Source organism: Caulobacter sp. UNC358MFTsu5.1 (genome assembly GCF_000712075.1).
Taxonomy (GTDB): domain Bacteria; phylum Pseudomonadota; class Alphaproteobacteria; order Caulobacterales; family Caulobacteraceae; genus Caulobacter.
Genome location: NZ_JONW01000005.1, coordinates 472,417 through 486,693, shown reverse-complemented (window position 1 = coordinate 486,693; position 14,277 = coordinate 472,417). Strand labels below are relative to the sequence as shown.

The 14,277-nt window shown below is 68.4% G+C and carries 9 protein-coding genes; 8 read left to right on the top strand and 1 reads right to left on the bottom strand.

Going from position 1 to position 14,277, the window contains the following annotated elements; translation table 11 throughout:
* Positions 1-34: 34 nt before the first annotated feature.
* The 4 genes from BR39_RS0104265 (at position 35) to BR39_RS0104250 (ending at position 4,333) form a co-directional block, all read left to right on the top strand.
* On the top strand, positions 35-622 hold the full coding sequence (locus BR39_RS0104265; RefSeq protein ID WP_029908048.1) for an OmpA family protein: 588 nt from the start codon (positions 35-37) through the stop codon (positions 620-622).
* A 135-nt stretch (positions 623-757) separates the two neighbouring features.
* Entirely contained in the window at positions 758-1,528 is a 771-nt protein-coding gene (locus BR39_RS0104260) for an outer membrane protein (protein ID WP_029908046.1), read from the top strand.
* A 74-nt stretch (positions 1,529-1,602) separates the two neighbouring features.
* Positions 1,603-2,568 (top strand): polysaccharide deacetylase family protein, encoded by a 966-nt coding sequence (locus BR39_RS0104255; protein WP_029908044.1) that lies wholly within the window; start codon positions 1,603-1,605, stop codon positions 2,566-2,568.
* A 103-nt stretch (positions 2,569-2,671) separates the two neighbouring features.
* Positions 2,672-4,333: a carboxylesterase/lipase family protein gene (locus BR39_RS0104250; RefSeq protein ID WP_029908042.1), complete on the top strand. Its 1,662-nt coding sequence runs from the start codon at positions 2,672-2,674 to the stop codon at positions 4,331-4,333.
* A gap of 158 nt (positions 4,334-4,491) precedes the next feature.
* On the opposite strand, the gene BR39_RS0104245 is transcribed toward BR39_RS0104250, so the two are convergent.
* A complete protein-coding gene (locus BR39_RS0104245; protein ID WP_029908040.1) occupies positions 4,492-7,035 on the bottom strand; it encodes a glycoside hydrolase family 9 protein in 2,544 nt (847 codons plus the stop codon).
* A 672-nt stretch (positions 7,036-7,707) separates the two neighbouring features.
* Between BR39_RS0104245 and BR39_RS0104240 the strand changes: the two genes are divergently transcribed.
* The 4 genes from BR39_RS0104240 to BR39_RS0104225 all read left to right on the top strand — a co-directional run bounded on the left by BR39_RS0104240 (position 7,708) and on the right by BR39_RS0104225 (position 14,243).
* Positions 7,708-10,815 carry a TonB-dependent receptor gene (locus BR39_RS0104240; protein ID WP_029908038.1) on the top strand — a complete coding sequence of 1,036 codons (3,108 nt, stop codon included), beginning with the start codon at positions 7,708-7,710 and terminating at the stop codon, positions 10,813-10,815.
* Between the two features lie 153 nt (positions 10,816-10,968).
* Positions 10,969-11,679 (top strand): SapC family protein, encoded by a 711-nt coding sequence (locus tag BR39_RS0104235; protein ID WP_029908036.1) that lies wholly within the window; start codon positions 10,969-10,971, stop codon positions 11,677-11,679.
* 13 nt (positions 11,680-11,692) lie between these two features.
* Positions 11,693-12,736 (top strand): cupin-like domain-containing protein, encoded by a 1,044-nt coding sequence (locus tag BR39_RS0104230; protein ID WP_029908034.1) that lies wholly within the window; start codon positions 11,693-11,695, stop codon positions 12,734-12,736.
* A gap of 16 nt (positions 12,737-12,752) precedes the next feature.
* Positions 12,753-14,243, top strand: a complete 1,491-nt coding sequence (locus BR39_RS0104225; protein WP_029908033.1) for a tryptophan halogenase family protein — start codon at positions 12,753-12,755, stop codon at positions 14,241-14,243.
* Positions 14,244-14,277: the final 34 nt, after the last annotated feature.

Here is a 14,277-nt window from a genome sequence, read left to right as displayed (position 1 = left end):
CTCGCCGAGTTTGGCAAGAGCTGGGAGATCCAAGATGGGTCATTATCTTTCGGGCGTCGCGGCCGCCGTCTTGGTCGCTGGTGGGCTGGCCCTGAGCGGTTGCGCCACCGAGCAGTACGTCGACGAACACGTGGCCGCCGTGAACGCCCGCGTCGACGCCGTCGACGCCAAGGTGAACGCGCTGTCGACGCGGGTCGACGGCGTGGACAAGTCCGCCCAGGCGGCGCAGTCGCGGGCCGACGAGGCCTACGGCCTGGCGCGGGGCAAGATGGTCCGCACCGTGGTGAGCGAAAGCGACACCATCAATTTCGAGACCGCCAAGTGGGACCTGTCGGACGAGGCCAAGGCCACCCTGACCGCCTTCGCCGAGCGCCTGAAGGCCGACAACAAGAAGGTCTTCGTCGAGATCGTCGGCAACGCCGACCCGCGCGGCGACAGCGACAAGAACCGCATCCTGGGCGAGAAGCGCGCCCTGGAAACGCGCCGCTTCCTGTTCAGCCAGGGCATCCCGCTGGCCAGCATGGAGACGGTGTCGTGGGGCGAGGAACGCCCGGCCGCGACCGGCGACACGCCCGAGGACCTGGCCGCCAGCCGTCGTGTCGTGCTGCGCATCATCGAGTAGGCGTGAACGGCGCGCGGGTCGTTCCGCGCGCCGCCTCCGGTCCCCCGTCTTCCGCCCTCAGGTCCGCACCGGATACCGGGCGGCGGGTTCGGCGGGAATGCTCGCCCCCGTCATCGTAAGGCGTGGAGGACGAGCATGCGCGGGTCGGAGTTCATGGCCGCTCTCGGAGCGGTCGGGGTCGTTTGCCTGGGAGCCGGCGCGGCCGTCGCCCAGAGCGCGCCCTGGGACGGGTTCTATGTCGGCGGCAATGTCGGCGCGTCGTGGGGCGACACCACCCTGAGCATGAAGGCGGCGGCCGGTTCGGGCGGGACGGTCATCCCGCCCGGCGACATCGGCCTGATCAACGCCCCGATCTCGGAGGACGACGACAACGACGTCGGGTTCACCGGCGGCTTCCAGGCGGGCGTCAACTACTGGACGGGGGCGTGGCTGATCGGGATGGAGACCGACATCGGCTACTACAATCTGGGCGAGGACCGCGAGAAGACCTACCGGTCGGGGCTGGCGATCAATCCGCCGGTCGACTTCACGATCGAGCAGAAGGTGAAGACCGACTGGATGTGGACCCTGCGTCCCCGGATCGGCTACGGCAACGACACCTGGCTGGTGTACGCGACGGGCGGCGTGGCCGCGTCGGACATCAAGCTGTCGACCCGCTACCGCGACACCCGCACGACGCCGATCACGGGCAACAACGAGAAGTCCGACGTCAAGTGGGGCTGGACCGCTGGCCTCGGCGGCGCCTACGCCCTGAGCGACAGGACCGCGATCCGCGGGGAGTGGCTGTACACCGACTTCGGCACGATCAAGTCCCAGGCCACGGTCGGGTCGAGCTACGCCACCCTGAGCTCCGAGGCGGACGTGCGCGGCAACCTCTTCCGGCTCGGGTTCGACTACACCTTCTAGGGGCCTTGCGGCGAAGCCTGCGGACGGCATAACTGTTACCGTTATCATCCGCGAAGGATGAAACGGGAGGACGCATGGCTGTCGAAGGTGGAGCGCGGCGCGCGCGGGCTGGGCTTTGGTCGCGGTGGATCGCGCCGCTGGCCGTATTGGCGATGACGGCGGGCGCGGCCCAGGCCGCCCGGGCCGCGACGCCGGTGAAGATGGCCCTGACCTTCGACGACCTGCCGGCCCACAGCGCCCTGCCGCCCGGCGTCAGCCGCATGGACGTGGCCGGCCGGCTGCTAGCCGCCTTCCACGACGCCAGGACGGGGCCGGTCTACGGCTTCGTCAACGGCGTGCAGGAGGAGAAGGAGCCGGACTCGGTGGGCGTGCTGTCGCTGTGGCGCGCGGCCGGCCATCCGCTGGCCAACCACACCTGGTCGCACATGAACCTCAACACCAACGGCCTGGCCGACTGGGAGGCCGACCTCGTCCGCAACGAGCCGCTGCTGGAAAAGCACATGGCCGGCCAGGACTGGCGCTGGGTGCGCTACCCCTATCTCAGCGAGGGCGAGACGCCCGAGAAGCACGCGGCGGCCCGCAAGGTGTTGAAGGCCCGCGGCTACCGCATCGCCAGCGTCACCATGAGCTTCGGCGACTACGCCTGGAACGAGCCCTACGCCCGCTGTATGGCCAAGGGTGACACGGCCGCCGTGGCGGTGCTGGAGGCCAGCTACCTGAAGGCCGCCAAGGACAGCCTGGACTTCGAGCGCGGCCTGTCGGCGACGCTGTACGGCCGCGACATCCCCTATGTGCTGCTGATGCACGCCGGGGCCTTCGACGCGCGGATGATGCCCAGGCTGCTGAAGCTGTATCAGGACAACGGCGTGACCTTCGTCGGCCTGGAGGAGGCCGAGCGCGACAAGTTCTACGCCGCCGACTTCCACGCCGAGGCCACCGCCGTCCCCACGACCCTGGAGGAGGCCATGAAGGCCAAGGGACTGCCCGTGCCGTCGCAGCCCGCCTGGGGCGGGGCGGAACTTGACAAGATGTGCCGCTAGCAGGCTTCGACCAAGGTCGGGGTCCTGTCGGATCCCGGAGTCACGCAGGATGAACCCGGGCTCCGGCGTCGGCCGGAGACCGCTCGAGAATGGTGAGGCTTCCATGAAGTCCTTCGAGAACGGCGTCGATCGCCGGCGCCTGCTGGCCGGCGGCGCGGCCATCGCTGGAAGCCTGGTCCTGCCGTGGGCGGCGCGCGCCGACGCCCCCTCTGAAGCCGTCGAGATCGAGGTCGCCGAGGGCCGCCTGCGGGGTGTGCGGACCGGCGGCGTCGACGCCTACAAGGGCGTGCCCTACGGCGACAGCGTCTCGGGACCGAACCGCTTCAAGCCGGCCCGCCCCGTCGCGCCCTGGACCGGGGTGCGCGACGCCACGCGGCTGGGCACGCCCACCCTGCAGGACCCGACCACCGTCTACGGCCTGAACGAGCCGGCCCCGGGCGAGGACTGCCTGGTGCTGAACGTCTGGACCCCCGCGGGCGGGGGCAAGGGCAAGCCCGTGATGTTCTACAGCCACGGCGGCGGCTACACGACCGGCTCGGGCGGCAGCACGGCCCAGGACGGCTCGATGCTGGCCCGCGAGCACGACGTGGTGGTGGTGGCCCACAACCATCGCCTGGGCGTGCTGGGCTATCTGTACCTGGGCGAGCTGGGCGGGGCGGAATACGCCGGGTCCGGCAACCAGGGCCTGTCGGACATCGTGCTGGCCCTGAAGTGGGTGCAGCGGAACATCGCCGCGTTCGGCGGCGATCCCGGCAACGTGACGATCTTCGGCGAGAGCGGCGGCGGGGCCAAGACCTCGTGCCTCTACGCCATGCCGTCGGTCGCGCCGCTGTTCTCCAAGGCCATCATCCAGAGCGGCCCGGTGGTGCGGATCTCCACGCCCGACGTCGCCGCCCAGACGACGCGGTTCTATCTGGACCTGCTGGGCATCGCCCCGGCCGACTGGCGCAAGCTGCTGGATGTCCCCGCGCCCCAGGTCCTGGCCGCCCAGAAGGCCCTGCTGGCCAAGTATCCGGGCGACAGCGGCGGCTGGAAGGGCATCCAGTCGCTCAATCCGGGCAGCTACGGACCCATCGTCGACGGCGGTCTGCTGCCGCACCACCCGTTCGACCCGACGGCCCCGGCCAGCGCCGCGGGCAAGCCGCTGATGATCGGCTGGCTGGATCGCGAGGCGGCCTTCTTCTCGTGGCAGAACAAGGACATCGAGGCCTTCCGGCTGGACGAGGCGGGGCTGAAGGCGCGGCTGGCGCCCAGGCTCGGCGACAAGACCCCGATGGTGATCGACGCCCTGCGGGCGGCCCATCCGGGCGCGAGCCCCAGCGACCTCTACCTGACGGCGCTCAGCTACCACGCCATGGGCGCGGGCTCGGTGGTCACCGCCGAGCGCAAGGCGGCCCAGGGCAAGGCGCCGGTCTATGTCTACAACATCGCCTACCGCTCGAACCGCAAGATGGACGGGACCGACATCGAGCTGGGGGCCATGCACGCCAGCGACATCCCCCTGGTGTTCAACACCGTGGCCTCGCCCAAGACCCTGGCCGGCGACCGCGCCGACCGCTTCGAGGCGGCCCGGAACATCAGCACCATGTGGGCCAATTTCGCGCGGTCGGGAAAGCCCAGCGCGCCCGGCCAGCCGGCCTGGCCCGCCTACGACCTGAAGACCCGATCGACCATGGTGCTGGACGTGGCCTGCAGCGTGGTCCCGGACCGGTTCGGGGCGGAGCGGAAGCTGTGGGCGCAGCTGGATCCGGCTGTTTCGGCCTAGTCGTTTCGCCCTTCAATTTCAGCCGTCATCCCGGGCCTTGTGCCCGGGACCCCTCTGTCCGCCGCAAGTGCGGGAGGGGCGGTTCGCCGGCGAACCGCCTGCGCTTCACGTGCGAGCTGAACGAGGGGTTCCGGGCGCAAGGCCCGGAATGACGGTTGTTATTTTGGAGCGTTGGAGGGTTCCTTGGCCAACGCCGCCGCCGCATTCACCAGCTGGATGTAGCTGGCGCCGACGTTGATCACGTACTCGTTCTCGCCCCAGAAGAACGGCCAGTCCTCCTTGTTCTCGGGGAAGTCCGGCTTGACGATCAGCTCGCCGGGCACCACGCCGCCGGCGATGAAGCTGAAGTCGGCGCGGTTGTTGCCGTAGGCGACTTCCTTGGAGACCGTGCCCACGGCCGAGACCAGCGAGATGTCCGAGCCCGGATGGGTCCCGTACAGATAGTTCAGCGACCGGAACACCGCCTGGCCGTCGATGATCTCGGGGAAGGCCCTGTGCAGGGCCCAATGGGTCAGGCCGAACTCGGCGACGCCGCCGCTGCCGGCCCAGCCGCCCATGGCGATCGGCACGCCGAACGGGTTCTCGGTCAGCAGCTTGTCGCTCTGCGCCTTGTAGGCCCGCACCGCCGGCGCCATCCGCGCCTTGAAGGCCGGCGGCATGAACGGGACGGCCCGGGCGGCCAAGTCGGCGTTCTGGGCGAAGCGGGCCTCAACCTTGGGCCAGAGCTCGTCGATCCGGGCGGCGTATTTCGGGTCCTTGGTGGCGATCAGCAGTTCGACGGCGGCGCTGAACTCCTCGTCGACGATGTCGCCGCCGGTGGTGTTGCCGTGGTGGAAGAGGTCGGGGGCGTGGCTGTGCTCCTCGTCCCAGACCCGTTGGGCGGTGGCCAGGCAGTCGTCGGCCAGGGCGTCGCGATAGCCGCGCAGGGCGCGGCTGGCCGCCGCCAGGGCGGCGATCGAACCGTAGTTCAGCGGCGTGGACTTGCTGGTGAACGCCCAGCGGTCGTCCTTGACCCCGCTGCGGCCGTCCTTGACCTGGTCGGGGCCGAGGCTGGCGTCATAGACAAGGCCGTCGGTCTTGGTCACCGCGTCGCCCAGATGAGTGTACTGGCCGACGTCCGGCTCGACGATGCCGTGGATCGCGTGGCCGACGGCCTTGTGCTGGGCGAGCAGCTGCAGCGTGCCGTGCTCGATCTGCTGCAGGATATCGGGCGTCCCGTCCGGCACGTGGATCTCGACGTGCCGCCGCGCCTCGTCGACCGTGGTCTCGTCGCGGGTCAGGCGGAACTGCTCCCAGGTGTCGACCAGGGTGCGCACGACCGCGTAGTGGGTCTGGGTGCGGATGTCGAAGTCGCCCGCGTCGAACCAGCCGCCCACGTTGAGCCCGGGGATGTGCTCCATCGGCTTGAACGGCGTGTCGGTGGTCGGGCCCTGGCGATAGAGGTCGATGTGCTCGTGGTTCAGCGGCGCCTGCAGGGCGTCGTCGCGGTGGCTGTCGCCGTGCCAGACCCGATAGGCCTCGTTGACGAACATGTGGTCCATGGCGACCGGGAAATAGACGTCCAGGGTGGGATGCCAGGCGTCGGCGTAGAGGGTCGGATCGATCTTGAACGGCGCGGTGCGCCGGCCGGCGTATTCGACGACATAGAGGCCCGGCGTCGTCACGGACGAGAAGTCGAAGTCGGCGTAGGCGTAGCGCAGCCAGGGCTTCCAGGCCCCGAGCGGGGCGGTCAGCACCGGGGTGAAGACCCCGGTCTCGCCCACCTTCAGCAGCCGGGCCTGGGCCTTGGGCGGATCGGCCGGGTCGCGCTCGACGATCGCCACCTTCTTCTGGCCCGGCGCGTAGCCCAGCTGTGAGTGGGCGATGGACGGCGGGCGGACCCAGCCGGGCAGGGCGTTGGCCGAGACGGTCCATTCGACCACCCGACCGGTCTTGCCCGCGGGGATCGGGGCGCGCAGCACGTACCAGCCGTTCTGGGCCTGGTTGCGGCCGTCGTACAGCGAGACCGGGCCGCCGGCGGCGCTGGCGATGGTGATCCGCCGCGCGGGGTCTTCCGGGGCCAGAACGAAGCGGCCGGCGGTGACCAGGGGCAGGGGCTCGGCGCGGCCGTCCACCGGCGCCGCCATGGGGCTGCTGGGATACAGCGGGAAGCTTCCCGGCTTGCCGTCGGCCAGGAAGGTCTTGCGGAAATAGGCCGAGGGCAGGACCTCGAGATTGAAGCCGGCCTTGCCCTCCAGAGCGGCGGGCAGGGGCTTGTCGAGGTTGACGCTGACGGTGAAGTCCCGGCCGCGCGGCTCGACGCGGATGGCGTAGCGGAAGTCCTGGCCGACGAATTCGAGGGTGGCGGTGATCACGCCGGTGGCCGGGTCGACCTTGCGCTCGATCAGCTTGGCCATCGGGTCCCACTGGCCGGGCGTGGGGCTCAGGCGGACGTCGCCGTTGGTGACGGTGCGCACCCCGTGCTGGATCAGCTCGACCCCGCTCATCTTGGCGTCGTTGAACAGGTCTTCCGAGCCGTTGCTGAACACCAGGACGTTCAGGCCGGGGGTCTCGAGATAGCCCTTGGCGTTGAGCTTGAGGGCGCCGGAAGCCGGGCTCGCGGCAGGCTTGGCCGGGGCCTGGGCCAGGGCGGCGGGCGCGACGCCGGCCATCAGGCTCGCGGCCAGCGCGGCGGCCTTCAACGACCGCGACAAGACTTCCATGATGCTCCTCCCGTCCTGGACGTCTCTCCAGGTTCCGGGCGCAACCTTCCCGTCTTGCGGGCGGGCGTCAACGCACTTTTGGTACCGGTCCCATATTTCGAGGTCCGGTGGCGATCGGGCGGAGAGGGGCTGGGAGAAAGAGGGGGCCGCCGTCGCGAGGACGCCGGCCCCTTGAGTAATCCACGGGCGGATGGGCGAGCGAATGACCGCCAGCCTGAAAAGCCCGCGATAGCGGTAACATTGTTCAGGGTCTCGTCAACGGGGTTTCTTGCAGAGCTTCGGCGGGCGACCGCCGATCCGTCCAAAGCCGGTTTCCGCTACGTCAGGACGAAGCGCCGTGAGCGGATGACGCGCAGATTGCTCGGGCGCCCTCTGTGTCGGGACTGCAACAACCGAACCGCCTTGCGAAAAAGGCTTTTGCGTCAAAAAAGCGGCAACCCGCTTATTTGTCAGGGTTTCTGATCATTTGTATGAGAAATGAGCCGATACAGCGCTGTCAAAATCGGTTTTGGGTCGCTTGACCGATTTCGCGTACTGATGTTACCGCTAACTCGATCGCCGATATTCCGCTGTTTTTGACGACAATCGCAAAAACGGTCGGGGTCCACGTATCGGCGTCGAAACAAAAAGAACCAATGCCCCCTCGGGGGCTACTTGTGCGGGGAAACGGCTATGAAGCGACACCGTCGCCTGAATACCTCTGCGTCTCTGATAGCGCTGTCCGTGGCGATCTTCGCCGGCGGTCAGGCCCAGGCCCAGAGCAACAACGACAGCAGCACGGTCGACGAGATCGTCGTCACCGGCATCCGGGCCTCTCTGGAGCGCTCGATCGAGATCAAGCGCAGCAACAGCGGTGTGGTCGACGCCATCTCGGCCGAAGACATGGGCAAGTTCCCCGACACCAACCTGGCGGAATCCCTGCAGCGCATCACCGGCGTTTCGATCGACCGCACCAACGGCGAAGGCTCGCAGGTCACGGTCCGCGGCTTCGGCGGCGGCTTCAACCTGGTGACCCTGAACGGCCGGACCATGCCCTCGGCCAACGTCTCCACCGTCGGCGGCGACCAGTCGGCCGACTTCCAGACCGGCACCAGCCGTTCGTTCGACTTCTCGAACCTCGCCTCGGAAGGCGTCTCGACCCTGGAAGTCTACAAGACCGGCCGCGCGGGCATCCCGTCGGGCGGCATCGGCGCGACGATCAACGTCAAGACCCGCCGTCCCTTCGACGCGCGCGAGAGCGGCCTGACGGGCAGCCTCGGCGTGAAGGCGGTCTACGATACGAGCATGGACAACAAGCTCGAGGACGCGTCCAAGGTGACGCCGGAAGTCTCGGGCCTGCTGAACTGGACCGACGCGGACGAAAAGTTCGGCGTCACCCTGTTCGGCAGCTACCAGAAGCGCAACTTCACCAGCACCAGCGCCACGTCGAACGACTGGAACATCCGCAAGTATTCCGACTTCATCAATCCGGCCAACGGCTTCGTCCGCAACGGCGGCGCGACCCAGATCACCAATGCGCCGGCCAGCGGCGACACCCTGGTGGCGATCCCGAACGACAGCCGCTACCACTTCTCGCAAGGCAGCCGCGAACGCATCAACGCCCAGGCGTCGGTGCAATGGCGCCCGACCGAGAACATCCTGATCACGGCCGACGGCCTGTACGCCGACAACAAGTCGTTCGAACGCCGCAACGACCAGACCAACTGGTTCAACCGTCCGTTCGACAAGGTGACCTTCGACAAGAACCCGACGGTCGCCACCGCCGTGTTCCTGCAGGAAACCCTCAGCGGCACCAAGGACACCGGCTTCGAGCAGCAGTACCGCGCCAACGAGGACAAGCTGAAGTCGTTCGGCCTGAACGGCGCCTGGGACGTCACCGACCGCTTCAAGATCACGGTCGACGGCCACATCTCGAAGGCGTCCAGCGATCCTGACGCCCCCAACGGCACCAGCTCGACCTCGGTCAGCATCGGCGCGCCGATCATCTCGACGCACTCGGTGGACTACAACGGCAAGATCCCGGTCCAGGCCGTGGTCATCAACGACGCCCTGCCGCGCGGCAACGGCAACGGCGTGCTGGATGTCGGCGACCTGGGCAGCCAGGTGGCCCGCACCTCGGCCCAGAGCCAGGACCAGGAGATCAAGGAATTCCGCGCCGACGGCGGCTACGAATTCGACGACAGCGGCAGCCGCTTCGACTTCGGCTTCGACTACCGCAATTCGAAGATGAAGCAGGCCAGCATCAACACCCAGCAGGACCTGGGCAGCTGGGGCATCTCCAACCCGCGCGACGTGTCGCAGTACGCCGGCAACCTGGTGAAACAATTCTGCCTGGCCTGCCGCTTCGACACCTTCGACGCGCATCAGAGCGGCACGGGCCTGGTCGCCTTCCGCGCCGACGCGATCGCCCTCTACAACGCCCTGTCGCCGCACTACGTCTCGGTCGGCAACGCCATCGGCGTGACCAGCCAGGACGACAACCGCGTCGACGAGAAGATCTGGGCCGTCTACGGCCAGCTGACCTGGAAGGGCGAACTGGCCGGCCACGAGGCCAGCATGGTCGCCGGCGCCCGCTACGAGGAGACCAAGTCGGAGTCCGTGTCGCTGATCCGCACGCCGCAAGCCGTCGTCTGGACCGCCGACAACGACTTCCGCATCGACACCGCGTCCACCTACTCGCCGATCTCGGGCAGCAACAAGTACAGCAACCTGCTGCCCGCCCTGGACTTCCAGATGGAGCTGAGGAAGGACCTGATCGGTCGCTTCTCGTTCAGCCGCACGATCGCGCGGCCGGACTACGGCAACCTGTTCGCTTCGGTCGCCCCTCAGGCGCCGAACCGTCCGATCGCCAACGGCGCCATCCCGCTGGCCACCCGGGGCAACCCGGAACTGCAGCCGCTGATCTCGGACAACTTCGACGTCTCGGTCGAGTGGTACTACAAGCCCGACAGCTACATCTCGGCGGGCTTCTTCGAGAAGCGCGTGAACAACTTCGTGGGTACGGGCACGTTCAACCAGAGCCTGTTCGGCCTGCGTGACGCCAGCTCGGGCGCCGCCGGAACCCGTTCGGGCGACGCCAAGGCGTCCCTGGCCGCGATCGGCGCCGATCAGACCGACGTCAACCTGTTCACGATGACCTCGCTGATCAACACGACCGGTTCGGTGGCGGCCGCCACGGCCCAGTACCAGGCCAACCGCGGTCCGTCCGGCGACCTCAACCAGGCCTTCGTCGATGCGATCCTCGCGGCCACCGACGTCTCGCCCAACGCGTCCGATCCGCTGCTCAACTTCCAGGTCGCGCAGCCGATCAACAACAAGACGGGCAAGATCCACGGCTTCGAAATCGCCGCCCAGCACTTCTTCGGCGACACCGGCTTCGGCGTCTCCGGGGCCTACACCCTGGTGCGCGGCGACGTCGGCTTCGACATCGGTTCCGACCCGGGCCAGGACCAGTTCGCCCTGCTGGGTCTGAGCGACACGGCCAACGCCACCCTGATCTACGAAAAGAACGGGATCTCGGCGCGTCTGGCCTACAACTGGCGCGACAAGTTCCTGCAGGCCACCAACCGCGGCGGCTCGCGCAACCCGGTGTTCGTCGCGCCGTTCGGCGAGCTGGACTTCAACATCAGCTACGACGTGACGTCCAAGCTGGCGATCTCGCTGGAAGGCATCAACCTGACCAACGAGAGCCTGCGCACCTACGCTCGCGACGAACACGAGCTGTGGTACGCGCAAGAACTGGACCGCCGCTTCCTGCTCGGAGCGCGCTACAAGTTCTAAGGAACGTAGCCATGGTCGGGTCGCGGGACTCTTGTCTTGGGGCCCCGACCTAGGTCGGGGGGAAGGGCCGCTGTTCGCAGCGGCCCTTTCTTCTCTACAGTGGCCGGACACCGAACCCGCGCCGCGGGTCCGGGACCGGAAGTTGGGGCGGACATGACGAACCGAGTGCTGCTTAACAACGTCGACCACGGCGACCTGCGGGTCGCCACGGGGCACGGTCCCGCCTTTGGCGACGACATCAACCAGGTGCTGATCTTCCCCACCGAGTTCGAGGCGGTTCAGCGCGAGTATCCGATCTTCTTCCGCAAGGACGCCGAGGGCGCCTTCCAGTCGGTGGCCCTGCTGGGCCTGGACCGGGACGAGAACCTGTTCCTCGAGCCAGGCGGCTGGAACGCCCGCTACGTGCCGGCCATCCAGCAGCGCGGTCCGTTCTCGATCGCCCTGCGCGACCGGGGCGCCGAGCCGATGATCCATGTCGACCTCGACCACCCCCGCGTCGGCGCCGCCGACGGCGAGCCGGTGTTCCTGCCGGCCGGGGGAAATTCGCCCTATCTGCAGCACGTCGCGCGCCTGCTGGGCGTGATCTACGACGGCCTGGAGTTCAGCAAGGCGATGTTCGCGGCCTTCGAGGCCCACGGCCTGGTCGAGCCGGTCGACGTCGAGATCAAGCTGGACGACTACACCCAGTACGACCTGCCCGAGCTCTACACGATCTCCCAGGACCGGTTCGCGGCCCTGGACGCCGCCGGGCTGGAGGCGCTGCATCGCAGCGGGTTCCTGGCCGCCGCCCAATGGGTCCTGTCGTCCCTGGGCAATGTCGGGTTCCTGGTCGAGCTGAAGAACCGCAAGCGGGCCGGGGCCTGAGCGGAGGGATCCGATGACCGACATCGCTCGCAGGACGCCGGTGGTCGAGGGGCTGACGCCCGAGCAGATCCCGTTCGACGAGATCCTGACCCTCCAGCGGCCGACGATCTTCCGCGGCATGGCCCGCGACTGGCCGCTGGTGCGGGCGGGCCTGCGGTCGCCCCGCGCGGCCATGGACTACCTCCTGTCGCACGATCGCGGCGAGCGCTTCGTCGGCTATACCGGCGCGCCTGAGATCAAGGGGCGGTTCGGCTATGACGAGGCCGTCGCCCGCCTGAACTTCCAGACCGAGCGCACGCCGCTGCCGGCCTTCCTGAAGCGGATCGAGCAGACCTTGGACGAACCTGGGGACGAACCCGGCGCGCCGTCGCTCTACATCGGCTCCAGCGACATCGACGCCTATCTGCCGGGCCTGCGGGCCGAGAATGACCTGGGCCTGGACCTGACCGCCCTGGGCGACGCCACGCCCCTGGCCAGCATCTGGATCGGCAACCGCACGGTCGCCGCCGCCCACTACGACATGTCCAACAACATCGCCGTCTGCGCGGTGGGCCGGCGTCGCTTCACCCTGTTCCCGCCCGAGCAGGTGGAGAACCTCTATCCCGGCCCGCTGGACATGACGCCGGGCGGCCAGGCGGTCAGCATGGTCGACTTCGACGCCCCGGACTTCGAGCGGTTCCCGCGCTTCCGCGACGCCCTGGCCGCCGCCCAGGTGGCCGAGCTGGAGCCCGGCGACGTGCTGGTCTATCCGGCCCTGTGGTGGCACCAGGTCGAGGCGCTGGCTCCGTTCAACGTGCTGGTGAACTACTGGTGGAACGCCGCGCCGGCCTTCATGGACACCCCCATGAACACCCTGCTGCACGGCCTGCTCAGCCTGCGCGACCGGCCCGATTTCGAGAAGCAGGCCTGGAAGAAACTGTTCGACTACTACGTCTTCGGTCCCGCCGACCGGGCCGGCGCGCACCTGCCCGAGGGCGCGCGCGGCGACCTCGGACCGATGGACGACCGCAAGGCCCGCCGGCTGCGGGCCTATCTGCTCAACCGCCTCAACCGCTGACGACCAGGAGAACGCCATGCAGGATCAGGTCGTGAAGAGGGTCGTCGTCGCCGGGGGCGGCACGGCCGGCTGGATGGCCGCCGCGGCCCTGGCCAAGCAGCTGGGCCCGCTGCTGGACATCACCCTGGTGGAGTCCGACGAGATCGGCACGGTCGGGGTCGGCGAGTCCACCATCCCCACGGCCCGCACCTTCAACGCCCTGCTGGGCATCGACGAGCCGGCGTTCATGCGCGCCACCCAGGCGACGTTCAAGCTGGGCATCTCGTTCGAGAACTGGGGCCAGATCGGCGACCGCTACATCCACTCGTTCGGCCAGGTGGGGAAGTCGAACTGGATGGGAAGCTTCCATCACTTCTGGCTGCAGGCGAAGGCGGCCGGCTTCGGCGGCGAGCTGGGCGACTACTGCTTCGAGCTGAAGGCCGCCGAGGCCGACAAGTTCTCGGTGGGCGAGGGGCCGGAGCTGAACTACGCCTACCACCTGGACGCCACGCTCTATGGCGGCTTCCTGCGCAAGATGAGCGAGGCCCTGGGCGTCAAGCGGGTCGAGGGCAAGATCGGCCAGGTCCAGCAGAACGCCGAGACCGGCTTCATCGAGGCCCTGGTCCTGGAGAACGGCGACCGGGTCGAGGGCGACCTGTTCGTCGACTGCACGGGCTTCCGCGGCCTGCTGATCGAACAGACCCTGAAGGCCGGCTACGAGGACTGGGGGCACTGGCTGCCGACCAACAGCGCCCTGGCGGTCCAGACCAAGTCGACGGGCCCCGCCGTGCCCTACACCCGCGCCATCGCCCACACGGCCGGCTGGCGCTGGAAGATCCCGCTGCAGCACCGGGTGGGCAACGGCCTGGTCTACAGCAACGAGTACATGTCGGACGACGAGGCTCGCGCCACCCTGCTGGAGGCGCTGGACGGCGAGCGGCTGATCGAGCCGCGCGTCATCCGCTACCGCACCGGCCGGCGGCTGAAGACCTGGTCCAAGAACTGCGTCGCCCTGGGCCTGGCCAGCGGTTTCGTCGAGCCGCTGGAATCGACCTCGATCCACCTGATCATGATCGGGGTGACGCGGCTGATGCAGCTGTTCCCGTTCACCGGATTCAGCGAGGCGGTGATCGCCCGCTACAACCAGCAGGCCGTCGACGAGCTGGAGAAGATCCGCGACTTCATCATCCTGCACTACAAGCTGACCGAGCGGACCGACAGCCCGTTCTGGGACCGCTGCCGAACCATGGACGTGCCCGACAGCCTGGCCCACCGCATCGAGCTCTTCCGCGAAAGCGCCCAGGCCTTCCAGGCGCCGGGCGAGCTGTTCCAGGTCGACTCGTGGCTGCAGGTGATGCTGGGTCAGCGGCTGCAGCCGACCGGCTATCACCAGATGGGCCGGCTGATGCCGCCCGAGGAGCTTCGCGGAGCGCTGTCGGGCCTGAGCGCCAACATCGCCCGCGCCGTCGGCGGGCTGCCCGGGCACCAGGCCTTCCTGGAGCGGTACTGCGGAATCTCGGCGGCCTGATCCAACCCAAAGCTGCGCCTTTCCAATCGGCCCT

Excerpts from the sequence above, each read along its gene's own strand:
- BR39_RS0104265 (WP_029908048.1), top strand. The coding sequence starts at position 35 with ATGGGTCATTATCTTTCGGGCGTCGCGGCCGCCGTCTTGGTCGCTGGT.
- BR39_RS0104260 (WP_029908046.1), top strand. The coding sequence starts at position 758 with ATGCGCGGGTCGGAGTTCATGGCCGCTCTCGGAGCGGTCGGGGTCGTT.
- BR39_RS0104255 (WP_029908044.1), top strand. The coding sequence starts at position 1,603 with ATGGCTGTCGAAGGTGGAGCGCGGCGCGCGCGGGCTGGGCTTTGGTCG.
- BR39_RS0104250 (WP_029908042.1), top strand. The coding sequence starts at position 2,672 with ATGAAGTCCTTCGAGAACGGCGTCGATCGCCGGCGCCTGCTGGCCGGC.
- BR39_RS0104245 (WP_029908040.1), bottom strand. The coding sequence starts at position 7,035 with ATGGAAGTCTTGTCGCGGTCGTTGAAGGCCGCCGCGCTGGCCGCGAGC.
- BR39_RS0104240 (WP_029908038.1), top strand. The coding sequence starts at position 7,708 with ATGAAGCGACACCGTCGCCTGAATACCTCTGCGTCTCTGATAGCGCTG.
- BR39_RS0104235 (WP_029908036.1), top strand. The coding sequence starts at position 10,969 with ATGACGAACCGAGTGCTGCTTAACAACGTCGACCACGGCGACCTGCGG.
- BR39_RS0104230 (WP_029908034.1), top strand. The coding sequence starts at position 11,693 with ATGACCGACATCGCTCGCAGGACGCCGGTGGTCGAGGGGCTGACGCCC.
- BR39_RS0104225 (WP_029908033.1), top strand. The coding sequence starts at position 12,753 with ATGCAGGATCAGGTCGTGAAGAGGGTCGTCGTCGCCGGGGGCGGCACG.